This is a genomic window from Marinobacter flavimaris (assembly GCF_045057155.1).
Classification (GTDB): domain Bacteria; phylum Pseudomonadota; class Gammaproteobacteria; order Pseudomonadales; family Oleiphilaceae; genus Marinobacter; species Marinobacter manganoxydans.
The window spans coordinates 3,300,760-3,325,193 of sequence record NZ_CP171359.1 but is presented as its reverse complement, the minus strand read 5'-3'; the positions used below and the strand labels follow the sequence as shown (position 1 = coordinate 3,325,193).

At 60.0% G+C, this 24,434-nt stretch carries 21 protein-coding genes; 18 read left to right on the top strand and 3 right to left on the bottom strand.

The genetic code is table 11. The features are described 5' to 3' along the window. Positions 1 to 59: 59 nt before the first annotated feature. Both ACGK9W_RS15585 and ACGK9W_RS15580 read left to right on the top strand, forming a co-directional pair. Positions 60 to 740 carry a response regulator transcription factor gene (locus ACGK9W_RS15585; RefSeq protein ID WP_008175694.1) on the top strand — a complete coding sequence of 227 codons (681 nt, stop codon included), beginning with the start codon at positions 60 to 62 and terminating at the stop codon, positions 738 to 740. Continuing rightward, positions 727 to 2,193 (top strand): HAMP domain-containing sensor histidine kinase, encoded by a 1,467-nt coding sequence (locus ACGK9W_RS15580; RefSeq protein ID WP_273068811.1) that lies wholly within the window; start codon positions 727 to 729, stop codon positions 2,191 to 2,193. The genes ACGK9W_RS15585 and ACGK9W_RS15580 overlap by 14 nt, the downstream gene beginning before the upstream one ends. A gap of 17 nt (positions 2,194 to 2,210) precedes the next feature. Here the strand turns inward: ACGK9W_RS15580 and ACGK9W_RS15575 are convergent, their stop codons facing one another. Then, positions 2,211 to 2,492 carry a hypothetical protein gene (locus ACGK9W_RS15575; protein ID WP_108018356.1) on the bottom strand — a complete coding sequence of 94 codons (282 nt, stop codon included), beginning with the start codon at positions 2,490 to 2,492 and terminating at the stop codon, positions 2,211 to 2,213. Between the two features lie 302 nt (positions 2,493 to 2,794). On the opposite strand from ACGK9W_RS15575, the gene greB reads away from it, so the two are divergent. Further along, a complete protein-coding gene (greB, locus tag ACGK9W_RS15570; RefSeq protein WP_014578652.1) occupies positions 2,795 to 3,310 on the top strand; it encodes a transcription elongation factor GreB in 516 nt (171 codons plus the stop codon). A 111-nt stretch (positions 3,311 to 3,421) separates the two neighbouring features. Beyond that, the gene (locus ACGK9W_RS15565; RefSeq protein ID WP_008175703.1) at positions 3,422 to 3,871 is read left to right on the top strand and encodes a hypothetical protein; all 450 of its coding nucleotides are present in this window, start codon (positions 3,422 to 3,424) and stop codon (positions 3,869 to 3,871) included. Between the two features lie 9 nt (positions 3,872 to 3,880). Here the strand turns inward: ACGK9W_RS15565 and ACGK9W_RS15560 are convergent, their stop codons facing one another. After that, positions 3,881 to 4,198, bottom strand: coding sequence for a site-specific integrase (locus ACGK9W_RS15560; protein WP_405417440.1), 318 nt, complete (start codon positions 4,196 to 4,198; stop codon positions 3,881 to 3,883). A gap of 133 nt (positions 4,199 to 4,331) precedes the next feature. Then, entirely contained in the window at positions 4,332 to 4,592 is a 261-nt protein-coding gene (locus ACGK9W_RS15555) for an acyl-CoA-binding protein (RefSeq protein WP_008175707.1), read from the bottom strand. Between the two features lie 278 nt (positions 4,593 to 4,870). Here ACGK9W_RS15555 and tssB point away from each other — a divergent pair, with 278 nt between their 5' ends. The 14 genes from tssB (at position 4,871) to tssM (ending at position 24,415) form a co-directional block, all read left to right on the top strand. Beyond that, positions 4,871 to 5,368, top strand: coding sequence for a type VI secretion system contractile sheath small subunit (gene tssB, locus ACGK9W_RS15550; protein ID WP_008175709.1), 498 nt, complete (start codon positions 4,871 to 4,873; stop codon positions 5,366 to 5,368). A 56-nt stretch (positions 5,369 to 5,424) separates the two neighbouring features. After that, on the top strand, positions 5,425 to 6,906 hold the full coding sequence (gene tssC, locus ACGK9W_RS15545; protein WP_008175710.1) for a type VI secretion system contractile sheath large subunit: 1,482 nt from the start codon (positions 5,425 to 5,427) through the stop codon (positions 6,904 to 6,906). A gap of 3 nt (positions 6,907 to 6,909) precedes the next feature. Beyond that, positions 6,910 to 7,350 (top strand): type VI secretion system baseplate subunit TssE, encoded by a 441-nt coding sequence (gene tssE / locus ACGK9W_RS15540; protein ID WP_008175712.1) that lies wholly within the window; start codon positions 6,910 to 6,912, stop codon positions 7,348 to 7,350. Positions 7,351 to 7,496: 146 nt separating this feature from the next. Further along, a complete protein-coding gene (gene tssF / locus ACGK9W_RS15535; RefSeq protein ID WP_405417436.1) occupies positions 7,497 to 9,269 on the top strand; it encodes a type VI secretion system baseplate subunit TssF in 1,773 nt (590 codons plus the stop codon). After that, a complete protein-coding gene (gene tssG, locus ACGK9W_RS15530; protein ID WP_405417434.1) occupies positions 9,233 to 10,249 on the top strand; it encodes a type VI secretion system baseplate subunit TssG in 1,017 nt (338 codons plus the stop codon). Before tssF ends, tssG begins: the two co-directional genes overlap by 37 nt. Positions 10,250 to 10,269: 20 nt before the next feature. Next, the gene (gene tagH / locus ACGK9W_RS15525; RefSeq protein ID WP_405417432.1) at positions 10,270 to 11,649 is read left to right on the top strand and encodes a type VI secretion system-associated FHA domain protein TagH; all 1,380 of its coding nucleotides are present in this window, start codon (positions 10,270 to 10,272) and stop codon (positions 11,647 to 11,649) included. Then, entirely contained in the window at positions 11,582 to 12,115 is a 534-nt protein-coding gene (gene tssJ, locus ACGK9W_RS15520) for a type VI secretion system lipoprotein TssJ (protein WP_008175720.1), read from the top strand. The genes tagH and tssJ overlap by 68 nt, the downstream gene beginning before the upstream one ends. Continuing rightward, the gene (tssK, locus tag ACGK9W_RS15515) at positions 12,115 to 13,449 is read left to right on the top strand and encodes a type VI secretion system baseplate subunit TssK (protein WP_288367150.1); all 1,335 of its coding nucleotides are present in this window, start codon (positions 12,115 to 12,117) and stop codon (positions 13,447 to 13,449) included. The genes tssJ and tssK overlap by 1 nt, the downstream gene beginning before the upstream one ends. A gap of 3 nt (positions 13,450 to 13,452) precedes the next feature. Next, on the top strand, positions 13,453 to 14,280 hold the full coding sequence (gene icmH / locus ACGK9W_RS15510; RefSeq protein ID WP_288367152.1) for a type IVB secretion system protein IcmH/DotU: 828 nt from the start codon (positions 13,453 to 13,455) through the stop codon (positions 14,278 to 14,280). 10 nt (positions 14,281 to 14,290) lie between these two features. Beyond that, complete coding sequence (gene tssH / locus ACGK9W_RS15505; RefSeq protein WP_008175725.1) at positions 14,291 to 16,924, top strand: type VI secretion system ATPase TssH; 2,634 nt, start codon at positions 14,291 to 14,293, stop codon at positions 16,922 to 16,924. 178 nt (positions 16,925 to 17,102) lie between these two features. After that, a complete protein-coding gene (locus ACGK9W_RS15500; RefSeq protein ID WP_008175727.1) occupies positions 17,103 to 18,674 on the top strand; it encodes a sigma-54-dependent Fis family transcriptional regulator in 1,572 nt (523 codons plus the stop codon). Continuing rightward, the gene (vasI, locus tag ACGK9W_RS15495; protein ID WP_008175730.1) at positions 18,671 to 19,318 is read left to right on the top strand and encodes a type VI secretion system-associated protein VasI; all 648 of its coding nucleotides are present in this window, start codon (positions 18,671 to 18,673) and stop codon (positions 19,316 to 19,318) included. Before ACGK9W_RS15500 ends, vasI begins: the two co-directional genes overlap by 4 nt. Positions 19,319 to 19,352: 34 nt before the next feature. Beyond that, entirely contained in the window at positions 19,353 to 20,789 is a 1,437-nt protein-coding gene (tssA, locus tag ACGK9W_RS15490) for a type VI secretion system protein TssA (protein ID WP_288367158.1), read from the top strand. A 32-nt stretch (positions 20,790 to 20,821) separates the two neighbouring features. Beyond that, positions 20,822 to 24,415 (top strand): type VI secretion system membrane subunit TssM, encoded by a 3,594-nt coding sequence (tssM, locus tag ACGK9W_RS15485; protein ID WP_288367160.1) that lies wholly within the window; start codon positions 20,822 to 20,824, stop codon positions 24,413 to 24,415. Positions 24,416 to 24,434: the final 19 nt, after the last annotated feature.

Here is a 24,434-nt window from a genome sequence, read left to right as displayed (position 1 = left end):
GGTTGCCAACTTCTTCGTACCCTTGTCGTTACTGTAATCCGCTATCGGGAGGAGAGCCGGTGAAAGCGCTGGTAATCGAAGACGATCAGGACGTTGCAAATTATCTTGTCAAAGGGCTGAAGGAATCCGACTTCGTGGTCGACCATGCAGCCGATGGCAAGGAAGGCATGATGATGGCGGCCAGCGAGGATTACGACATCATGATTGTAGATCGCATGCTGCCGGGAATGGACGGTCTGTCCATTATCAAAACCGTGCGTGCGACCGGAAACCAGGTGCCGGTTCTGATTCTCAGCGCCCTGGGTGATGTGGACGACCGCGTGGAAGGTTTGCGTGGCGGCGGCGATGACTACCTCACCAAGCCGTTTTCATTCACCGAATTGTTGGCCCGTATCGAATCCCTGGTGCGCAGAAATCGGCAGTCGGCGGAAACCGAGACCGTACTGCGGGTCGCCGATCTCGAAATGGATCTGCTTGCACGCACGGTAAAGCGGGCCGGCCAGAATATTGATGTCCAGCCGCGGGAGTTCCGTCTGCTGGAGTACCTGATGCGTAATGCCGGCCAGGTGGTCACCCGGACCATGTTGCTGGAGAAAGTCTGGGATTACCATTTCGATCCCCAGACCAACGTTATCGACGTACACATCAGCCGGCTGCGAGCCAAGATCGATAAGGAATTCGATACACCCTTACTGCAGACCATCCGGGGTGCAGGGTACATGTTACGTGAAACTGCTTAGCCAGCTCAGGACCTCGTCCTTCCAGCTAGCCCTGCTGTACATGGTGGTGTTCGCCACCTCGGTATTTCTGTTACTGGCCTTTATCTACTGGCGTACGGCGGGCTTCATGACCGCCCAGACCGACGAAACCATTGAAGCGGAAATCGCCGGTCTGGCGGAGCAGTATCGTGGCCGTGGCGTAAATGGCCTCATCACCATCATCCGTGAACGTGTTGCCCGCGACCCCAACGCCAAATCCATCTATCTGCTGACCACCGACGACTTTCTGAAGCTGGCCGGCAACATAGAGACCTGGCCGGAAGGCAGCCGTTCAGAGAGCGGCTGGATCAACTTCACCCTGAACGAATCCGTCGGCTGGACCGGGCCCGAACGCCTCGCCCGTGCCCGGATCTTTGAGGTTCAGGGTGGCTTGCGCCTGCTGGTCGGGCGGGATGTCGACGAACTCACTAACCTCAAGCGGGTAATTGAAACCGCCATCAACTGGGGTATGGGGATCACCCTTGCCCTTGCGCTGCTTGGTGGCTTCCTGATGAGCCGCAGTACGACCCGGCGTATCGAGGTTATCAACAACACATCACGTCGGATCATGAACGGCCACCTTTCCCTGCGGATACCAACCCGTGGCACCGACGATGATTTCGACCAGCTGGCGGAAAACCTCAATCAGATGCTGGACCGGATTGTGTATCTGATGGAGGGCATCCGGCACGTTTCCGACAGTATTGCCCACGATTTGCGCACGCCCCTGACCCGACTCCGCAACCAGCTTGAAAACACGCTGATGTCGGTGGATAACGACGAGGCGAGGGAGCAGGCCGGCCGCGCCGTGGCGGAGGCCGATCAGCTGCTGGCCACCTTCAACGCATTGTTGCGCATCGCCCGCCTGGAAACCCGTGGTAATACCGCCGACATGAAACCTGTGCCGCTGGATGAGTTGGTCACCGATGCCTGTGAGCTCTATGAGGCCTTGGCTGAGGATAAGGACCAGTCGTTCGAGCAGGGCCTGGAAAGCGGAGTGATGATCGAGGGCGACCGCGACCTTCTGTTCCAGATGGTCAGCAACCTGATTGATAACGCTATCAAATATACGCCGGAGCATGGCGTTATAGGCGTATCTGTTCGGCGCGAGGGTGCCGATGCGGTGTTTGAAGTCCGGGACAGTGGAATCGGTATTCCCGATGCCGAGAAAGACCAGGTCTTCCAGCGGTTTTACCGGGTAGGCAAGAGCCGTTCTTTACCGGGTAATGGTCTGGGCCTGAGCCTTGTGAGCGCTGTTGCAGAGATTCACCAGGGCCAGATTGTCCTCAGTGATACCCATCCCGGGGAAGAACCGCCGGGGCTTACCGTGGCGGTGAAGATTCCCGCCTACACCGAAGCCCGCAAACGCATTCGCGCGGCCCAGGCCGAGCAGCCGACGGATCCAGCGGCCGGGGAAACCCGAACCGCCTCTTGATCCACCGGCGTAAATACTTACTGACTGGCGCGGAAACGGTTAATGCGTGACATCACGGGGCCAATCAGCGCATCCCTGCGGGACTCGATCTCGTGGGTAATCTTTTCCACCTGAGAGCGGCGACGGTTTACACGCACCTGAATGCTGTCCCACTCACCTTCCAGATGCTTCTGCTCGGCCGCGAGAAAAGCCGCAATGTTGTGCCGATTGACCTTGCCAGTAATTCCGTACTGGTCGAGCCGGTAACCAATAGCATCCACGCCATTAAGTGCCATGTTCAGCAGCTTCTGTGTATTCATTTTGTTTTCTCCGAGAATGGAAACGTTCGAAAAGAATATAAGCGCTACGCTATGCTCCGAACCTAGAGTCTGCAACCTAATTCCCGGGGCCGGCGTTCGTAGTTTCCCTGACGAAAACGTAATTCCTCGGCCACGCCGGTGTAATCCATGCTGTGCATAATTGAAACTGTAGCTTTGGAAGCCTGCAGATTTGTTGCTTGCTTCTCCCTCCAGCACAGCGCTAGCCTTACCCCGTTTTTACGGGGTTTTTTTATGCCCTTCCAATTTCTGATTCCCAACTGGCAGAGGACGTTGCGAGACCAATGACCCAGGTTCCCGGTAATGGCGGCCCACGCCCCAGATACATCACTCCGGAAGGCGAGCGGGCCTTGCGTGATGAACTGCAGTATCTCTGGAAGGTAAAGCGCCCGGAAGTGACTCAGGCCGTGCGGGAAGCTGCCGCTCTTGGTGATCGATCCGAGAACGCCGAGTACATCTACGGCAAGAAGCAGCTGCGGGAAATCGACCGTCGGGTGCGCTTTCTGGGCAAGCGCCTGGAAGAGCTGACCGTTGTGGACCGATTGCCGGATGACCGGGACAAAGTGTTTTTTGGTGCCTGGGTAACAGTGGAAGACGAAGAGGGTGACGAACAGACCTATCGCCTGGTCGGCGCCGACGAGTTTGATTTGAACAAAGGCTATCTCAGCATCAACTCACCGCTCGCCCGGGCCCTGATCGGCAAACGCCTTGACGACGAAGTGAGCGTTCGCACGCCGGAAGGTTGGAAGTCGGTCTTTGTCGTAGGAATTCGCTACGAGGCGCCATCCGACGACAAGTGAATGATGTCACAAAATTGGCGAGTGCCCGGGCAGGTTGTGTGATTTGTCGATAAACTGATCAAAATTTGTCACAACTGGTCGCAGACAGGATCGTCTGCCGGGGTAAATGCCATGGGTATGCGTGGAGAAGCGGGGAACGTTCAGAGCAGGGTAATCACGGTGCTTGTCTTGGCTGCGGCATTTTCTGCCGGTGCGGCCTTTGCGCAGAGCGATGCGCAGGACAGTGCTTTCCAGTACGAAGAACGCTCAACCATCCACACCATCCAGCTGAATTCCATGGAGGAAGAGACGCTGGCCAATACCGTTATCGAGGGTGGCCTTGCGGCACCGGCTGCGGGTGTACCGCTCAAACCCCGGGTTGAAGACGACTTCTACCTGGATCCCCTCGGGCTTCGACCCGGAGATAACCGCACGGACCTCGGCCGATCACAGATTCCGGTGGAGTTCCGGTTCAGCAATCCGAAATCCATTCCCGGGCAGACCCACAGCAACAACTACGTGATCCGCCCACCCGAGAACCGCACTTACGATGCGCTTAACATCAATATGAATGAGCGTTGAGACAGGCTATCAGGCTGCGGCGCAGCCGTTGTCTCCGGCGGGCGTTTTACCAAGTACATCTTCATAGAAAAATGCCAGGGCCTGACTGGCCTGATTGAAACGCGCCCGGGATACCCGCATGCGATCGTTCAGGTATTCCAGAAACAGCCGGCGGTCTTCATTGGCCAGCGCATCCGGATCTTTCATGTCGCTAAACAGCACGAACCGTGTGATCCAGTGCAGGTAGGTTTGCTCAGAGCGTTGATTGAGCTTGTGCTTGTGGATTGCGTCCTTGACCCGGCCCACAAGGCCTGGCTGGGATTGTTCCAGCGCCTCGGTGATGTCCATAAATTACTCTTCCTGATGAATTGGTATTGTTATTTTGCGCGCATCTTATGACAGCTCATTTACGAGCGCAAAGCTTTATTCAGGAAGATTGACTCTGGTCATTTTTCGACCAGAGTCTGGGCTGGAACACCAGTTATTTCAGGGCTTCAAGCTTGTCTATGTACTTCTGCATGGCCTCATCGCTGGACATGCCCTTAGCCTTTTCCCAGGCATCAAACTTGGCGCGGCCGACAAAATCCATCATGCCCGGGCGCTTGCCGGACACATCTCCCTCGGTGGCCTGCTTATAGAGCGCATAGAACTCCAGTTTCATCTCGTTGGACGGTTTGAAGTCGCCCTCGGCAGTCTGGATGTAATTCACGGCTTCGTCGAAGCGGGTTTTCAGGTCACTCATGTTGATCTCCTTATGGTTTCGTGTTGATCCTGCTCGTTGGGCGAGTATAGCCACAGCCAACAATGCCGTCATTGACTGAATTTTCGTATGAGTGATGACAGATTGGAGATCCCGCGTATTCTGGCAAAAGCTTGCCCGGCCGCACATTCGCGAACAAAGTTGGCCAGTTTTTGCTTGAGCCTGGCAAGTGATCTGTGTAGAGTTTTGATCGTTGCGCGCCAGGAGGGTGCGTACAAGGGATTGAACAATTGCAAATGATTTGCACAGGGAGCAAGCGCATGTCTTCAAAAGACGGTTCCGTCGCGCCTAAAGAGCGCATCAATATCAAGTACGTCCCCGCCACCGGAGATCAGCAGGCAGAAACCGAGTTGCCGCTGAAGATGTTCGTGGTTGGTGATTTCAAGGGACACGCCGAAGAAACCCCCATCGAAGATCGCAAGGCCATTTCCGTCGACAAGAACAACTTCCGTTCGGTCATGAAGGAAGCCGGCCTGACCCTTTCCACCACCGTGACCAACAAGCTGGATGAGGAAGCCGACGAACTGCCGGTAAACCTGGAATTCCAGACCCTTGATGACTTCTCTCCCGACAGCGTTGCCCGTCAGGTTCCGGAGCTGAACAAGCTGATTGAACTGCGGGAAGCCCTGGTGGCCCTGAAAGGCCCATTGGGTAACGTACCGTCGTTCCGTTCCAAGCTTCAGGAACTGCTGGACAACGACGACGCCCGGGACAAGCTGCTGGCCGAACTGGAACTGGCCACAGACAGCAACGAGTAAGGGAACACCCGCTCATAATTTCCGACTGAATTCAAAGCGTACTAAAAGGATGTGGTATGTCTGATACTGCTGTGCAGCAATCTGCTGCCTCCGAATCCGTCACTGAAGGCTCTCTCCTCGACCAGGTCATGGCCAACAGCCGCATGGCGCCGGCGGATGAGGGTTACGATGTTGCTCGCAAGGGCGTGGCAACGTTTATTGCCAACCTGCTGAAAAGCGACGAAAAAGGCCAGCCGGTCAACAAGGCCCTGGTGGACCAGATGGTGGTGGAGCTGGATCGAAAGATCAGCGCCCAGATGGATGAAATCCTGCACGCGCCCAAGCTGCAGGAGTTGGAGTCGTCCTGGCGCGGCCTGAAGCTGATGGTCGATCGCACCGACTTCCGCGAAAACATCAAGGTGGATATTCTCCACGCCACCAAGACCGAGCTGTTGGAAGACTTCGAGTTCGCGCCGGACGTTACCCAGACTGGCTTCTACAAGCACATCTATTCTACGGAATATGGCCAGTTCGGTGGCGAGCCGGTCGGCGCGGTTGTTGGCAACTACGCCTTTACCCCGTCCACACCCGACATGAAGTTGCTGCAGTACGTATCGTCTGTCGGAGCGATGGCCCATGCTCCGTTTTTGTCCTCGGTGGCACCGTCGTTCTTTGGCGTCGACAGCTACCAGGAACTGCCCGCCATCAAGGAACTGAAGGCCGTTTTCGAGGGCCCGAAATACGCCAAATGGCGCTCCCTCCGAGAGTCTGAAGACGCCCGCTATCTGGGCCTGACCTCACCACGCTTCCTGCTGCGGGTACCTTACGATCCCACCGAAAACCCGGTGCGCAGCTTCAACTACAAGGAAGACGTATCGGCGGACCACGAGCATTACCTGTGGGGCAACACGGCCTACCTGCTGGCCACCCGCCTGACCGAAAGCTTCGCCAAGTACCGCTGGTGTCCGAACATCATCGGTCCCCAAAGTGGCGGCGCAGTCGAGGACCTGCCGGTGCACCTGTTCGAATCCTTCGGTCAGCTGGAAGCCAAGATCCCGACCGAAGTGCTGATCACCGATCGTCGCGAATACGAAATGGCAGACGAGGGCTTCATTGCCCTGACCATGCGCAAGGGCAGCGACAACGCGGCCTTCTTCTCCGCCAACTCGGTGCAGAAACCCAAGCAGTTCCCCAACACCAAGGAAGGCAAGGAAGCGGAAACCAACTACAAGCTGGGTACCCAGCTGCCTTACATGATGATCGTCAACCGCCTGGCCCACTACATCAAGGTCCTGCAGCGGGAACAGATCGGCTCATGGAAGGAGCGCCAGGACCTGGAGCGTGAGTTGAACACCTGGATTCGCCAGTACGTGGCCGATCAGGAAAACCCGCCCGCGGAAGTCCGCAGCCGTCGACCCCTGCGCGCGGCACAGGTCACCGTCTCTGACGTGGAAGGCGATCCGGGCTGGTACCAGGTGTCCCTGGCGGTTCGGCCCCACTTCAAGTACATGGGTGCCAACTTCGAACTGTCACTGGTTGGCCGGCTGGACAAGGATTAATCCGTGTTCCAGCACCCGGCCAGCGACGGATCGCAGGCCGGCAGCGGCAGCCTGTTCGAGAGACTGGAGCAGGCTGCCGAACCGGCCGGCCAGAGTATGGGAGAAGTCACCCACGTTGTTGAATCCATCAAGCGCCATCTGGTTCGGCTGCTGAACGCCCACCCGGGCAACAGCGCCAGCGTGCCGGATCTGGGCCTGCTGGACTTCAACGACGCCACGCTCGGCACCCACGATCTGAGCGTCCAGATCCGTGGCGCGATCCGGCAGTGCATCGAGAAGTTCGAACCCAGGGTGAAGCGGGTGGATGTGGTTAATCTGCCCCAGGGACCCGATCCGCTGCAGTTGCGGTTTCAGGTGACCGTGTACCTGAATGTCGGCGCAAATGACGACAAAACGACCATAGATTTAGTGTTGGATGACAAACGTTACTACCAGGTGGTGTAACGAAACGGATAAGCAAACACCAAGGATGGCGAGAGACGGTGGGGATGCTTTTCTGCAGGGAAAAAAATGTCTGAGCGCAGCGAGTTGTTTTTTCCCGGAAGAAAAGTGTACCGACCGTCTCATACTCCCAAGGATGCGGTAGTTGTATGAAGTTGAATCGCTTTTACCGGGACGAATTAAGCTTTCTCAGGCTCCAGGGCCGGGAATTCGCGGATGCCCATCCGCAGTTGACCCGCTTTCTGTCGGAGCAGAGCACAGACCCGGATGTGGAACGCCTACTGGAAGGCTTCGCCTTTTTGACCGGAAAGCTCCGGGAAAAGGTCGAGGACGAGTTCCCGGAGATTACCCACTCGCTGCTGAACATGCTGTGGCCGAATTATCTGCGGCCGGTGCCCAGTTGCACCATCATGCGGTTTGATCCGCAGTTGCATGCAATCAGTGAGCGCCAGAGGGTAGACCGCCACACCGAGATCAAGAGCCGGCCCCTGGGCGATGCCAATCGCCAGACCCAGTGTCGGTTCCGCACTTGCCGGGCGGTGGATGTGTTCCCGGTGAGCGTGGCGGCGGCCCATGCCGAGCACTCACGGGAAGTGTCCTCAGTGACCGTGGACCTGGCGCTACACACCGATCAGCCCCTGTCGTCACTGGGTATGGACAGCCTGCGCTTTTATCTGGGCGGCGAGAGTCATATCGCCGAAACCCTGTTTCTCTGGCTGAACCACTATTTGGAACGCATCGATCTTGTGGTGGGCGAGGCTGTTTACCGCCTGCCGGCCTCGCTGTTGCAGCCGGTGGGATTTGGCAACGATGAGGCTCTGCTGCCGTACCCAAAGAACGCCTACCCCGGCTATCGCATTTTGCAGGAATACCTCAGCTTCCCTGAGGCCTTCCGTTTCGTGGACATCCACGGCCTGGCCCGCCGGCTACCGGCGCTGCAGGCGGATGAAATCAGCCTGCGGTTTCATTTCAGCCGGATATTGCCGCCGGATGCGAAAGTGCGGGAGGACAATTTCCAACTCTACTGCACCCCGGCGGTGAATCTGTTTACCCACGAAGGCGAGCCGGTGGATCTGAACGGCCGCCAGACCGAATACCGGATTTCACCGTCCAGCCGCTCCCCGGACCACTACGAGGTGTTCAGCATCGAGCAGGTGGAAGGCTGGCTGGAGGGACGGTCCGGGCGCGGTGAGCCCCGCATCTACACGGCCTTCGAGAGTTTCCAGCATGAGGTGGAACGGGACCGGGGGCGTACCGCCCTGTACTACCGGGTTCGGGCCCGGGACAGCGTGCGCGGGGACGGCTTTGATCATTACATGTCGTTTGTCCGGGGCGACGAGTCCGAGTGCCTGAGCCGGCAGGAAGCGGTTTCCCTGACCCTCACCTGCACCAACCGCCAGTTGCCCAGCCAGCTGGCGGTAGGCGAAATCTGCATGGCGACCGAGAGCACGCCGGCGTTTGCCACCTTCAGCAACATTACCCGGCCCACGGCGACCCTGCGGCCAACCCTCGATGGCAGCCTGTTGTGGACGCTGATCTCGAATCTGTCACTCAACTACCTGTCCATGCTGGACGTGGATGCCCTGCGCACGGTGCTGCGGGTCTATGATTTCCGGGCCCTGGTGGACCGTCAGGCGGAGCGGGTCTCCCAGAAGCGTCTGGCCGGTATTACCGGTATCGAGACATCCCCGGTTGACCGGATGGTCAAGGGCCAGCCGGTGCGGGGGATCCGCTCGGTACTGAAACTGGACCAGCAGGCCTTTGCATCGGAGGGTGATCTTTACCTGTTCGGCACGGTTCTCAGCCAGTTCTTTGCTCTTTACGCCAGTATCAACGCATTTCACCAACTGGAAGTGGTGAACACCGATAATCAGGAACGGTACACATGGACGTTACAGCAAGGTCAGCAGCCGCTGATGTAGCCGAGCTGCAACCCGTTCTGGGCAATGCGCGGCGATACAGTTTTTTCCAGCTGGTGGACCTGATTCACCGGCATCACGGGGATGATCTGGAGCGAAACAGCGACGACCAACCCCGCCAGGAACGGATCCGGTTTTCTGCTTCCGCAGGGTTGGGGTTTCCCGGCAGCGATGTGGTTTCGGCGCTGTCGCCGGAGCACGAGCATGCCCCGTATCAGATGGAAGTCAGCTTTCTGGGGTTGCACGGCTCCCAGTCGCCATTGCCGGGCTATTACCTGGAGGATCTGGCCTGGGAAGCGGGGCAGAATCTGGGCATCCGGCGGCATTTTCTTGATTTTTTCAATCATCGCCTGGTCACGCTGTTCCACCGGGCGTGGCGCAAGTATCGCTACTACGTTCGGTTTAAACCCGGTGCCTCGGACGGCTTTTCAGAACTGATCTTTGCCCTGATAGGGCTCGGCGACAGCCGGTTGCGGGAGGCAACACCGGTTAACTGGTCCAAGATGCTGGCCTATTCCGGCCTGATGGCCGGTCGCAGCCGGTCGCCGGAGGTGGTGAGCGGCATCGTTGCCCATTGCTTCGATCTGGACAATGTCAGTATTGAACAGTGGGTCCTGCGCAAGGTGGCCATCGCCGATGATCAACAGACCCGACTGGGCCAGGCCAACGCCTGTCTGGGCAGCGACACATTGGTGGGATCCGCCATTCGGGATCGCAGTGGCAAATTCGTGCTCCGGTTGCGGAATCTCAGCCGACAGCGCTTTGCGGATTTCCTGCCCAATGGCCAGGACCACCAGCGCCTGGTCAAACTCGTGGAGTTCGCCACACGGGAGCAACTGGCCTACGACCTGGAGCTTCAAATGCGTCCGAAAGACATCCGCCCCATGGAGCTGGGGGAAGATGTGCGGCTGGGCTGGAATTCCTTCGTGAACCCGGAAAAGGCTCGGCGCCGACCGGCGGTCCGGATTCAGATTCGCCGGTAAACCCGGCAGGGAAGGCATTCATGGATGAACAACAGGCTGCGGGCCTCAAGCTGACAGTCACCAATCCGACCGTTGCCGGCGGTGGGGCAACCATCGAGCACTGTTTCAGCGTTCGCGGCGGCTCTATCGGTACAGCAGCCAGTGATACCTGGCGGTTATCCTCCCAGCGAACGGGTGCGGTTCCTGGCCACGCAGAGATCCGTTTTCTGGACGGCGGCTTCTGCCTGATTGATCGCAGTGGCCGGACCTACATCAATAGCGCAAGTCAGCCGGTGGGTCGGGGCCGTCGGGCACGACTGAATCATGGCGATACCATCAGTATTGGTCGCTATCAACTTCGTGCGGAGTTGGCCGAGGTTGTAAGTGAACCGCTGCTTGAGAGAGGTGAGGCAGATCAGGCCCGGCAACTGATTGATGTCGATGAAGGGCCGCTGATGCGGGCCGAGTACTTAACCAGCCAGACTGAGAACCCGGAGCCGCTGCAGAATTTTGGCGCGATAGCCGGGGAGGCAGTCAGTGATGACCCATTGGCACCCTGGAACCTACAGCCGGACCAACAGAAGTCGGATGCTGACGCGCTGATGGTCAGCGAGACCTCCTGGCGCGCCGCCGAAAGGCAGGTTTCGGATGAGTACCGTGAAAACCGCGACGTAGCGATGGGCCTGCCAGTTCGCAAAGGAGAGAAAGACAGGATGTCTGAGATTTCAGAGAGCACTGATCGCAGGGAGGCTTCCGATCAGAGCAGCAAGCACATCAGTGGTGCCCCCCTGTTGCGGGGTATGGAAGTCGGGCTGGACTTTGCCGACAGCGACGAGATGCGTCTGTTCCTGGAGGAAGTAGGGCAAACACTGAAGTCGACCGTGGAAGGCCTGTTGGCCCTGCATCAGGGAGAAGACAGCAGGCATCAGGCGCTGCGAACCCGCCTGCAACCCATCGAGGATAATCCACTGCGGTTGGGTGAGGGTTATGAGGATACGGTGCAGACCCTGTTCGCCAGCCATCGTAGCCCGGTTCACCTGTCGGCGCCGGCGGCGGTGCGGGAGAGTCTGCAGAGCCTGAATCATCACCAGCAGGCAACCCGTGAGGCCATCAGCGAGGCATTGGAGGCCATCCTGCATGCCTTTTCGCCCGAGGCCTTGCTGCGTCGTTTCCATGGTTACCGCCGGGGACTGCGCCAGAACGAGGACGAGGGACGCTGGGCATGGGATATGTACCAGCATTATTACCGAGAGTTGAAATCCAGTCGTCAGCAGGGATTCGAGCGTCTGTTCCAGGAAGTGTTCGAACAGGCTTACGACCAGAACCTGCGCCAACTACAGAGGGAGAACCGTTGTGAAGACCTGCAAATGGAGTTTGCTGGCCATCGTATTCGTGCTTGCCGGATGCAGCACACCCTATAACGCGGTCACCAAAACCGCAAAAGTGCTTTGGGACCCGGATATCCCGGTGGGATACCCGGAGGATCTGCCCAGCCGGGTCGGTCTGACCATGGTGGCCGAACCGGATGTAAACCCGAATGAATCCCTGGCACCCACGCCCGTTGCGTTTCAGATCATCGAGATGCGCGACAGCTCACTACTGATGGCCGGGGATTTCGACCAGCTACTGAGTGACCTCGAGTCGTCACTGGGCCAGAACTATGTGGACCACAGCGATTACTCCCTGGTGCCGGGCCAGTTCAAGTTCATCGAACCCTTTGAGATTGGCGAGGACACCCGATTTATCGGCGTGATCGCCTTTTACGCCTATCCCAACCTGTCCCAGTGGAAGAAAGTGGTGAAGGTGGATCCAATCGGTGGCCGCTACAACCTGCTGGTGAACCTGCGGGAGCGGGAAGTTCAACTCAAGCATTCGGATGACACCTGATGGCGGTAACCAATCGAGTCGTCTGGAGTGATGGCCTGTTCATCAAGCCCCAACACTTCCAGCAACAGCAGCGATATCTGGAACACCAGATCAATGAACGGGCGCTCGCGATCTCCGATTATCTGTATGGCTTCAGCGACCTGGAACTGAACGCAGAGTACCTGAGTTTCGGCCGGGTTGGCCTGGTTCGGGCATCCGGCCTGTTCCCGGATGGCACCCGCTTCAGTCTGCCCCAGGACGATGTGATGCCGGAGCCGATGGAAATCACCGATGCCTCCGTGGCCAATCAGATCGTGTACCTGGCCCTGCCACTGGGCAGTGACAGCCTCGCCGAAGTGGAATGGCCGGACGCCCCGGTGGCGGGCCGGTTCCGTGCCGACTCCCTGGAAATCCGGGATCTGCATTCGGTCGAAGGTGATGCCCACACCATCAATGTGGGCCGGGTTGCACCCCGCCTGATGCTGGAGCGAGACGATCGCAGTGCCTATGCGGCCCTGGCCATCGGCCGGATTCTTGAGAAGCGCCCGGACGGCAGCCTGGTGATGGACCCGAACTTCATCCCGACCATGCTGAGTGTGCGAGCGGCACCGAGGCTGCAGCGATTTGTCGGGGAAATGGCGGGCCTGATGCGGGAGCGGGCACGCACTATCGCCGAGCGTGTCGGTGCGCCCGGGCAGGGGGGCGTTGCGGATGTGGCGGATTTCATGTTGCTGCAGATGCTGAACCGGGCCCATCCCAGGTTCATGCACCTGGCCCGCCTGCGCCAGTTGCATCCTGAACGGCTGTTCGAAGCCCTGCTGGAACTGTGTGGCGAGCTGGTGACCTTCACCGATGAAGGGCGCCTGCCGAGGGAGTACCCGGCCTATGACCACGATCTGCCGGAGGATTGTTTTACCCCGCTCATGCAGGTTCTGCGGCAGTCCCTGAGCACGGTGCTGGAACCAAGAGCCCTGGCTATCCAGCTTCAGCAGCGCCAGTACGGCCTGACCGTGGCCCCGGTTCAGGATGCCCAGTTGGTCCGGGATGCGGAATTCATTCTTGCGGTCAAAGCCGACATGCCGCTGGACGATCTGCGCAAGCAGTTCACCCAGCAGTGCAAGGTGGCCTCGGTGGAGAAAATACGGGATCTCATCAGCCTGCAGCTGCCGGGAATTCCGCTCGCTGCGTTACCGGTTGCACCCCGGCAGTTGCCGTACCACGCCGGCTTCGTGTACTTCCGCCTGGACGACCAGAGCCAGGCCTGGCAAATGCTCGACAACGCCAGCGGCTTCGCATTCCACGTGGCCGGCAGTTTCCCGGGCATGGAAATGCAGTTCTGGGCAATCAGGAGCTAAATCATGGCAGATGCACAGGTAATGGACTTACCCAACGGCAGCAGGAATTCCGGCAGCAGTGCGTTCAGTGATCTGATCTTTGCCGACAGCCGGGGAGCCGCTGAGGGCAACAGGGAAGGCCAGGTCGACGAGCAGTTCCAGCTCAGAGGGTTGGAACATAACCGCCTGATTGACGCCGCCACACCATTGCTTGGCCTGGTGATCAGGATACGCAGGCTGGCGGATTATCGCGTGGTGGAACCCCTCTACCAGCAGGTGGTGGATGAGATTGCTGCCATCGACCGGGAACTGGTGGAGCAGGGTTACGACCGGCCGGTTGTTGTCGCCTATCGGTACGTCCTCTGCGCCTTCATCGATGAGGCCGTGCTGGGGACCGACTGGGGCGCCCATAGCGTCTGGTCTCAGCACTCCCTGCTGTCCCGCTTCCACAACGAGACCTGGGGTGGGGAAAAGGTTTTTGCCATTCTTGCCCGGATGGAGCAGGAACCGGCCCGTTATCGCGACATGCTGTCGTTTATCTACCTGTGCCTCTCCCTGGGTTTCGAAGGGCGGTACAAGGTGATGGAAAACGGCCGGGATGAATACGACCGGATTGTTCGTGGCCTGCACGAGCAACTGAAAGCGTTGCAGGAGGAACAGGACCCGGCGCCTCTTGCGGATGCCCGGGCGAACGTAACGCCAACCCGGAACCGGTTGCGCAGCGGCATGCCCGTCTGGGGCATTGCAGGTCTGTTTGTGGCGGCCATGGCCGGCATCTACTCCCTGTATAACATGGCACTGAACGAGCGCATCACGGACGTATTGCGCGTACTCGACCAACTACCGAAATAAGGACATCAACGTGATTCGGGTAGAACTGCCGGCGCTGATCGGGCGCCTCAACGACATGTCACGCCAGGCGCTGGAAGCCTCCGCCGCCCTGTGCATCAGCCGCCAGGGCGCGGAAATCACTCCGGCCCATTTGCTGTTCAAGCTGCTGGAAACACCGTTTTCCGACGTGCGCCAGATTCTGGAGCACACCGGCATTGATCATCAGCAACTGCAACCGCTGGTGGGCGACAGCCTGAACGGAGAGGTGCAAAGCGCTGAGCCCTATCCATCGTTCTCGCCGCTGTTGGTGGAACTGATGCAGGATGCCTGGCTGCTGGCTTCCACCGAACTGGGGCACACCGAACTGCGCTCGGGCGCGGTTTTCCTGGCCCTGCTGATGAATGCCGACCGATACCTTATGCCCCGGGTGGCACAGGCACTGGCGGACATCAACCGTGAGCAGCTGCGCAAGCAATTTGACCGGTTCACCGAGGGCTCCGCGGAGCGGCTGGAACCGAGCGAGCAGGAACCCGGGCAACCGGTGGCAAGCGCGGATCTGGACCCGCTCAAACGCTACGCTACCGACTTCACCGGACTGGCCCGGGAAGAAAAACTGGATCCGGTGGTGTGCCGTGACGCCGAGATCGACCAGATGATCGACATCCTCTGCCGCCGCCGCAAGAACAACCCTATTGTGGTGGGCGATGCCGGTGTGGGCAAAAGCGCCGTGGTGGAGGGCCTGGCTCTGCGCATCGTCAACGGCGATGTGCCTGACCGCTTGAGAAACGTTGAGCTCTGGACCCTGGACATGGGCGCCCTGCAGGCCGGCGCCTCGGTGAAGGGCGAGTTCGAGAAACGCCTCAAAGGCGTGATTGAAGCGGTCAAAGGCTCCGCTACCCCCATCATCCTGTTCATTGACGAAGCCCATACCCTGATTGGCGCCGGCAACAGCGAAGGCGGCTCCGATGCGGCCAACCTGCTCAAACCGGCCCTGGCCCGGGGCGAGCTGCGCACCATCGCCGCGACCACCTGGCGCGAGTACAAGAAATACTTCGAAAAAGACCCGGCCCTGAGCCGCCGTTTCCAGCCCGTGGCATTGGATGAACCCACACCCGGAGAAGCCGTCCACATCCTCCGTGGCCTGCGCACCGTCTATGAAAAAGCCCATCAGGTCCTGATCGCCGACAGCGCCCTGAAAGCCGCTGCCGAGATGTCTGCCCGTTACCTTGCCGGCCGTCAGCTACCGGACAAAGCCATCGACGTACTGGACACCGCCTGCGCACGGGTCAGCCTGAATCTGAGCATGCCGCCCAGACGCCTGAGCCACGTCCGCAGCGAGCTGCATCAGCTGGCCATGGAACAGAACCTGCTGAGCCGGGAACACACCCTGGGCCAGACCGTGGATGCCGACCGGGAAAGGGAACTTGAACAGCGCATTGCCGGGATCACTGCTGAATCCGCAGCCCTGGAACAACGCTGGAACGACCAGCGCGAGCTGGTGGCACGACTGGTGGAGATTCGTGAACAGTTGCTCACCGGCGAATCCCAGGCCGAAGCGGATACCTCTGAATTGACCGATGGGGATACAGAAGAACGCCCGGACCTGAAAAGCGAAGCCGCCGCCATCGAGCAGGAACTGACTGAACTCCATGCCGACGAGCCGCTGGTACACGCCCGCGTTGATGCCAGGCAGGTGGCCGAAGTCATCGCCGACTGGACCGGCATTCCGGTCAATCGCATGACCACCGACGAACTGGAAAAAATCACCCACTTGCCGGCGTATCTGCAGGAGCACATCAAAGGCCAGGACACCGCCATCGACTGCCTGCACCAACACCTGCTCACCGCCCGCGCCGACCTGCGCCGGCCTGGCCGCCCCATGGGCGCCTTCCTGCTGGTGGGGCCCAGCGGCGTCGGCAAAACCGAAACCGTGGTACAGCTCGCCGAACTGCTCTACGGCGGCCGCCAGTTCCTCACCACCATCAACATGTCCGAATACCAGGAAAAACACACCGTCTCGCGCCTGATCGGTTCACCTCCGGGGTACGTTGGCTTCGGCGAAGGCGGCATCCTCACCGAAGCCATCCGTCAGAAACCTTACTCCGTGGTTTTGCTCGACGAAGTCGAAAAAGCCCATCCGGAAGTCCTCAACCTGTTCTACCAGGCGTTCGACAAAGGCGAACTGGCTGACGGCGAAGGCCGACTCATCGACTGCAAAAATGTCGTCTTCTTCCTCACCTCCAACCTCGGCTACCAGACCATCGTCAACCACGCCGAGTCCCCGGCCAGCCTGGACGAAGCCCTCTACCCGGAACTGGCCAGCTTCTTCAAACCGGCCTTGCTGGCAAGAATGGAAGTGGTGCCCTACCTGCCTCTGGGCGAGGAAACCCTCAACCGCATCGTTGGCGACAAACTCCAGCGCCTGGCGGACCAGATCAAGGCCCGTTATCACACCGAAGTGGAACTTCAGGACGGCCTGATCGATGCCATCCGTAGCCGTGCGACAAGAAGCGAAAACGGCGCAAGGATGCTTGAGTCGATCATAGAGGGTGAGCTTTTGCCGCCGGTTTCATTGGCGTTGCTGGAGAAACTGGCGGCGAGGGAGTCGGTTACGAAGGTCATGTTGGGTGTTGAAGATGCCAGATTTACGGGAATGGTGGTTTAGGGACACTCCAAAGTAGCGCGGCGTGGGGATTTGCTTTCCAAAACCCTGCGGAGCCATGGATGGCGGAGCGGAGCCTACAGGGACGTATTCACGGCGTGTTTTGGAAAGCAAATCCGCACGGTGTGCGGTTGGCGAACACAAAAGCATAAAAATCTTAGGGAAGAGAACCATGGGACGGATGCAGATGGAACTGCACACCGGAATCGACCTGGCGGTGGCCCTGATCCAGCAAGACAACCTGCCGGATCTGCTGAAAACCGCCACAAGACAGCTGGAAAACGCCTTCGGCCTGACCCGCTGCTGGGCACTCGAACTCGACCTCAGTGGCCGGACCCTGCACTGCAGCGACCTCGCCGAACACGGCGAATTCGACTGCGGTGACTTCAGCCACCCCTTTGCCCACGTGCTGCAAACCGGCAAAGCCCGGGAACTTACCCGTGCCGCCAGCTACCGCCTGGACCACGTCGGCTTCCAGGCCCTGTTTGAGGCCAGCGACCGGCCGCGTTCCCTGTGGCTTGAGCCCCTCACCGGTAATGACGGCCGAACCCTGGGGGTGCTCGTACTGTGTCGGGACGAACCCGACTGGGACGGCATTACCGGCCAGCCTCTGTATTGTGGCCTACGGCAACTGCTGGTTCATCAATGGATTACCCAGCTTCAGAGCCGTGATCAGGTCTGGCAGCGTCGCCTGCTCAAGCGCTCACTGGATCATCTGCACGACGCCGAAACCGTTCGCACCCGGTGCGAACAACTGGCCCGAACCCTGGTCGGCAACTCCCAGGTCATGACCAGCCTCCGGGCCCAGATCGTCCGGGCCGCCGGCAGCCAACTGTCCGTTTTGGTGCAGGGTGAAACCGGCTGTGGCAAGGATGTGGTCGCCCGCGGTATCCATGAACTGTCCGACCGGGCCGACGGCCCGATGGTGGTGGTCAACTGCGCCGCGATTCCCGATACCCTCCTGGAAAGCGAACTTTTCGGGCATACCAGGGGAGCGTTCTCAGGCGCCGACCGGGACAAGCAGGGGCTTCTGGCACAGGCCAACGGCGGCACCCTGTTCCTGGATGAAATCGGCGACATGCCCTTGGCCCTGCAGTCGAAGCTGCTCCGGGTGTTGGAGAGCCGTCAGTTCCGCCCACTGGGCGCCCGTGAGGAACAGCACTCCGATTTTCGCCTGGTAGCGGCCACCCACCAGCCGCTGCAGGCAGGTATCGAAGACGGCAGCTTCCGGCGGGACCTGTTTTATCGCCTGAGCCAGTTTCCGCTGCGGGTGACGCCCTTGCGGGAGCGCCCCGAGGACCTCGAAGCCCTGAGCCGTCACTTTATCCGCCTGTATACCGAGCGTGAGGGTAGCGGGCCCATGGGCATTTCCAGCCACGCTCTGCACCTGCTGGCTGGATACGACTTCCCGGGCAATGTCCGTGAGCTGCGCAACATCATTGAACTGGCCTGCCTGCAGACCCCGGGCGGGGATGATATCCAGCCGGAAGTTCTGAGGATTAATGACCTGTTTGAAGAGCCCGATGGCTGGACCCGCGCACCCTCGGATGCCAGAGACAGAAATCCCGTTGATCTACCTGCTGTGGAAGAGGTCCGGGATCTTAAAGTCGCGGCACAGGCCTTTGAAGCGGCAATTATTCGCGAGCGTCTGCGCCAGTATGGTGGCAACCGGGCCCAGGCGGCAGAAAGCCTCGGCCTGCCAAAGCGGACCCTGGCCCACAAGTGTCTCAAGTACCGGGTGACAGAGTCATGATTCCCCGAAGAGTGCGATTAACCGGTGGTATTGCAGCGGCATTGGCGCTGCTTTCGCTGGTCTCCAATGCCAGCGCTGACCAGCTTGAAGATGCCCGACTCTGTACCAGTGAGCCCCAGCGACTTGAACGGCTGGCCTGCTTTGACGAGGTTTTTGGTACTCCCCTGGCGGCATCCGGCGAGGAACTTGCGGCCCCGGATACCCGGCGATCCGAGCGATGGCGACAGGCCTACGCCAGCCTTGATGCAGAAAATGCCGGTGCCGGTGTGCTTTACCGGAATACCGGGCGAGCAGCTGGCCACCTGGTGACGGTTCCGGCTCTGGGCGTTCAACCTCCCAGACCTCTGCTGGCCCTTCAGTGCTACAACAACATCACGGAACTCACGCTGATGCTGCCCGAGGCAATGGACGAGCAGCGGATTCGGCTGGGGTTTGGCCGGGGACAGACCGTCTGGCGGGTGCGGGACAACGGTTTCGTGCTCAGCGGCGGCCGGGGACTGCCAGCCATTCGTACCGTGAAAGCCATGATCGACGGCACAGAGGCGCGCATTGACTCGCCCAACGGTCGCATTGATGGCCTGCTGTTTGATCTCTCGGGATACCGCCGGGCCATCGAACCGCTACGCGAGACCTGTGGCTGGTAAATGCCGGCTGAACACAGCGATTCAGGACAGCAACATGCAGATCATTGAGCAACATCCCTACGTTGAACAGGTTGTCTCACCATTGCCCGGCGATTCCGGTGTCGGCGAGGCACTCGGAGACGATGCAACGCTCGAGTCTCTGGAAAACGAGATTATGAAGGTGGGCTCTCTGGCCCATACCGACATCGACTGGAGCAAGGTTGAAAGCGATGCCCTGACGATTCTCTCGGACCGCAGCAAGGATCTGAAAGTGCTCGGTTTTCTTCTGGTCGCCCTGCAACGCGGTGGTGATGGTGAACGGTTCGCCCTATCCCTGTACCTGCTGCACCGGGTGCTGGACGAATGGTGGGAGCAGGCCTGGCCCTACCCTGGAGAGACGGGCAAGCGGGCACGCAAGATGATGTTCACCCAGATGCTCCAGCGCGCCGGCAAGGGCGTCGACGCCCTGGCGTTTGATGGCAGTGTTGGCGACGGTCGGGCGTTCTGCCTTGAACTTCTGGCGAGATTGATGGACCAGGCCGCTGGCCGGGAATTGCCCGAGGAGTCGCTGCAGGATCTTAAACGGGCGGTTGAAAAGCTGCCCAGGGTTAACGACGCCGCGGCAGCCCCCGAAACCCGTCCGCAGGCAGGGCAGGTCAGCCAGGATTCGCGAACTGAAACGCCAGAGCAGAAACCTGCACCGTCGAAGCCTTCCCTGGGGGCACTCACCCTGGACCCGGGCGACGAACGAGCAACCCGGCAGAGTCTTCTGAAAGTCGCGGACATGCTCACCGAAACCGGGCCGGACCAGCCTCTGGGGTACCAGGTTCGCCGTTACGCTATCTGGCAGAACATCACCACGGTACCGCCGACACGGGACGGAAAGCGCACCGATCTTGCCGCCGTCAGTGCCGATCGGGTGGCTGACTATCGCGAAGCCCTGGAAAAATCCGCCGACCTGGCGTTGTGGCAGAAAATCGAGCAGAGCCTGTCGGTCAGTCCGTTCTGGCTGGACGGCCATTGGTTAAGTGCCCGGGTAGCGGCGGCCCTGGGCCACCACGCCTGCGCTGAGGCCATCCGTGTGTCCGCAAAGGAGTTTGTTGAGCGCCTTGCCCAGTTGCCGGAGCTCACCTTCAACGATGGCACCCCGTTCCTCTCCCGGGAGGCGGAAGAGTGGCTCTGGTCCGCGCCGGCGACCGGTGGTTCCGCCGGCAGCGCCAACGCCTGGGAGCAGGCTTATGACAAAGCCCGGGAGCTGGCCGGGCAAAAGGGGCTGGCTGCCGGGATGCAACTTCTGGAGGACGGGCTGGCGGAAGCGAGAGAACCAAGAGACCGCTTTTACTGGCGCCTTGCCAGCGCCCGATTAATGAAGGACTCCGGCCTGAAATCACTGGCCACGCAGCAGATTCAGGATCTGCAAATGCAGGTGCGCGGGCTGGCTCTCGAGAACTGGGAGCCAGCCCTGATCAGGCAGCTTGAAAAGCTGGGCTGATACCCGGAACACACCAAGGAATCACAGCAGGAATGGACACCATGTGGAGAAAAGCTTTACTCATCGGTCGCTGGCTTCTGCCATACCTCAAAAACGCAGCCCCGGTCACCCTGGTACTGGGCATTATTGCCTTGGTGGTGGCCACCTGGTGGCTGGGGCCACGCTGGGAGCTCAATGGTGAGTTTCCATTGGCGGCCTGGCAGATGCGGGCCGTGGTAACCCTGGGCGTTGTGCTGGTCGTGGCCATGGTGTGGGGCATGATGCTGGCGCGCCGCCTGCGCAAGGTGAACGTCAGGCAGGCGGAAGCGCAGAAGGAACAGGAAGATCCGATTCTGCCCATGGAGCGCAAGCAACAGCGCCTGCTGGATCGCCAGCTGGCGGCCCTGAAAAGCAACCTCCCCGGCCGCAAAGGCATTTACCGGCTGCCCTGGTATCTGGCGATGGGCCTTGAGGATGCTGGCAAGACCAGCCTGATTCAACGCTCCGGGCAGACCTACACGCTCACCAACGTAACCCGCAACAATCGAATGGATCGCAATGCCTTCGGTTTTGACTGGTGGATCGGCGATAAAGGCGTGCTGATCGATCCGGATGGTGAACTGCTGAGCCAGAGTCAGGGGGAGGGCGCCGGCGCGGAGATCCAGCAGCGTCTTTGGCATCATTTCATCGCCTGGCTGGAGCGAAATCGTCCTCAACGCCCTCTGAACGGGGTGGTGCTGGCCATAGATCTGGCCAGTCTCAGCGTGGCAGACTCCGGCCAGAGGCGGGACCGGGCCATCCTGTTGCGCACGCGCCTGCGGGAACTGATGGAGCAGATCGGCTCCCGCCTGCCCGTTTATGTCACCTTCACCAAGATGGACCTGCTTTACGGATTTGGCCCGCTGGTGCGGACCCTGAGCAAGCAGGACAAGGAGCAGGCCCTGGGCTTTACCTTCAGCCTCGAAGGCCAGATGGATAACGACGATTGGCTGAACCAGTTCGCTGACCGATACACCGCCATGGTTGAGCGGCTTACCGATCGCTTGCCGGATGTTCTGGCCAATACCCGGAATGCCGAGGAGCGGGCAGCGGCCTACTCCTTTACCCGCCAGCTTGCCGGCCTTAAGCCCGTTCTGGAGCAATTCCTGACCGACCTGCTGTCTGCGGATGTGTTCTCGACACCGGCGATGGTCCGCGGCACCTACTTCACCTCGGTGTTGCAGGAGGGTGTCCCGGAGGATGCCTTTGTCTCAGCGGCTGCTGCCAACTACCAGATTGCAGGGCCCATTCAGCCTGCTCAACGGGCAGGGCAGTCCGCCAACCTGTTTACCCGGGCACTGTTCCCCGAGATCATCTATCCGGAGGCTGGCCTGGCCGGTGACAACCGACGGGTGATTCAGTCCCGGCAACGCCGGCTGGCCGTGGCCGCCGTGGTGGCTGTTTGTGCCGGAGCGGGTATGACAGCCGGCTGGCAGCATTTCTTTATCAAGAATGCAGAGGCCGCGACCGCCGTGGAAACCCGTGTGCGGGGATTCATCGATAACTGGCAGCCGGTGGGTTTTGAGCCGGACAATACCGGCCGAAACCTGCTCGGCCCGCTGGATGAACTTCGTGAGGCGACCCTGGCCTTTGGCGACCACCGCCGGAACTGGCCGTTGCTCAGTGATATGGGCCTATACCGTGGCCATGAGGTGGGCCCGGAAGTTGAGGAATCCTACCTGGATATGCTGGCATACCAATATTTGCCAGCCCTGATGTTCGGTGTGATGGCCGAGATGGGTCAGGCGCCGGACAATAGCACTGAGCGCCTGGAGCATCTGCGGGTGTTGCGCATGCTGTATGACGCCAGTGGTCGTCGGGACGATATTGTTACCCGCTACATGCAGAACCACTGGCAGGAGGCGTTCCCCGGCCAGAGTGAACTGCAGCAGCGGCTACTGGGTCATCTGGACTATGCCATGGCGCATACCGATCTGGCACAGCTAACTCGCCAGGGCGATGCGGTTGCCGATATGACCCTGGCGCCGTTTCGTAGCAGTGTCGAGTGGGCACAACATGAGCTTGGTCGGATTGCCACGCCAGACCGGGTCTATCGGGATCTGGAAATTGAAGCAGAACAGGAATTCCGGGCACCGTTGGAACTGGCCCGGGCATCCGGGCCGGCATTCAGCACGGTGTTCACCCGGCTGGATGGCTATGGCGAGCCGTCGGACTCGGGAGCAGCGGTGGAAGAAGACCCATTGACCATCCCCGCGTTGCTGACCCGGGAGGGACTGGAAAAATGGTTCCTGCGCAAGTCCGGCTCGGTAACGGAGCTGGCTCTGGTGGACGCCTGGGTGCTGGGCCGCCGGGACAACGTCGATTTTAGCAAGGCGGATGAAGCCAGGCTGCTGGCCAGTTTGCAGACCCTCTATGCCGAGCACTACGCCGAGGCCTGGCGTACTGCCTTGAGCCGCATTGATATTCAGCGATTTGAGGACCTGAACCACGGCGTACGTATTCTGGAGAGCCTGACCAGCGGCCACGAGCCCCTGGCAAGCCTGCTCGGGCAGGTTCGCCATAACACGCGTCTTGTACCTTCGGCAGAAGGGGAGAGTGCTGCGGCCCGGGAGCTTCTGGAGCAGTCGCCCCATTTCCGCATGCTGCAGGATATTGAACGGCAGTTTGCGGAGCTCAACCAGTTGACCCGAAAAAATGGCGATCAGCCAACCGGGCTTGAACAGATCATGCTGGTGGTCGCGGAACTTCACGAGTACATGCGCAACATCCAGGAAGCGCCAGACAAGGGCAAGGCTGCGCTGGCCGCTGCCCGGGCCCGCATGGGCCTGCAGGGAGCCGACCCGATCTTCACCCTGCAGCGCATGGCCGACAACCAGCCGGAGCCCCTGAACCGGCTGCTGACCCGGTTGGCCACGGAAAGCTGGCGGGTGGTTCTGGACCAGGCGGTGGCGCAGCTCGAGCATGAGTGGTACCGCGAGGTGTATCAGCCCTTCCAGCAGAATCTGGCCCGCCACTATCCCTTTAATCCGGACTCCGGGCGGGATGTTGCACTGCAGGACTTTGAACGGTTCTTTGCCCCGGGCGGCGTATTGGACGCCTTCTATCAGGACAACCTGAAACTGTTCCTCGAGGATCACCCGGAACAGGTGGGCGATGCCCGACGTGCCGGCCTGGTGCGCGGTGCGGTACTGACGTCATTGGAAAATGCCGATCGAATCCGCAGGGCCTACTTTACCCGGGGTGGTTCGCTGGATGTGGAGTTCGCGCTGGAACCGCTCAATCTCTCAGCCAACAAGCGCCGCAGCGTGGTCAATGTCGACGGCCAACTGGTGGAGTTCAGCCATGGCCCGCGCCAGAGCATTCCGCTGGTCTGGCCTAATACCCTGCGGGACTCTGTTGAGAGCCGTATTACCCTGGTGCCGGTTCAGGTGAACCGTTCACCCCGCAGCCTCTCGGAAAGCGGCCCATGGGCTCTGTTCCGACTGCTCGATAAAGCCGACATTACCGGCGTGAGCAGCAGCGCGGTCGATGTCCGGTTCCGGGTTGACGACGGGGAGATGCGTTATCGCCTCCACGCGGCCAGCAATACCAACCCGTTCACAGAGCAACTACTTGCGGGGTACCGCATACCCCGCAGCTTGTATTAAACTCTTTCAGCATACCAGG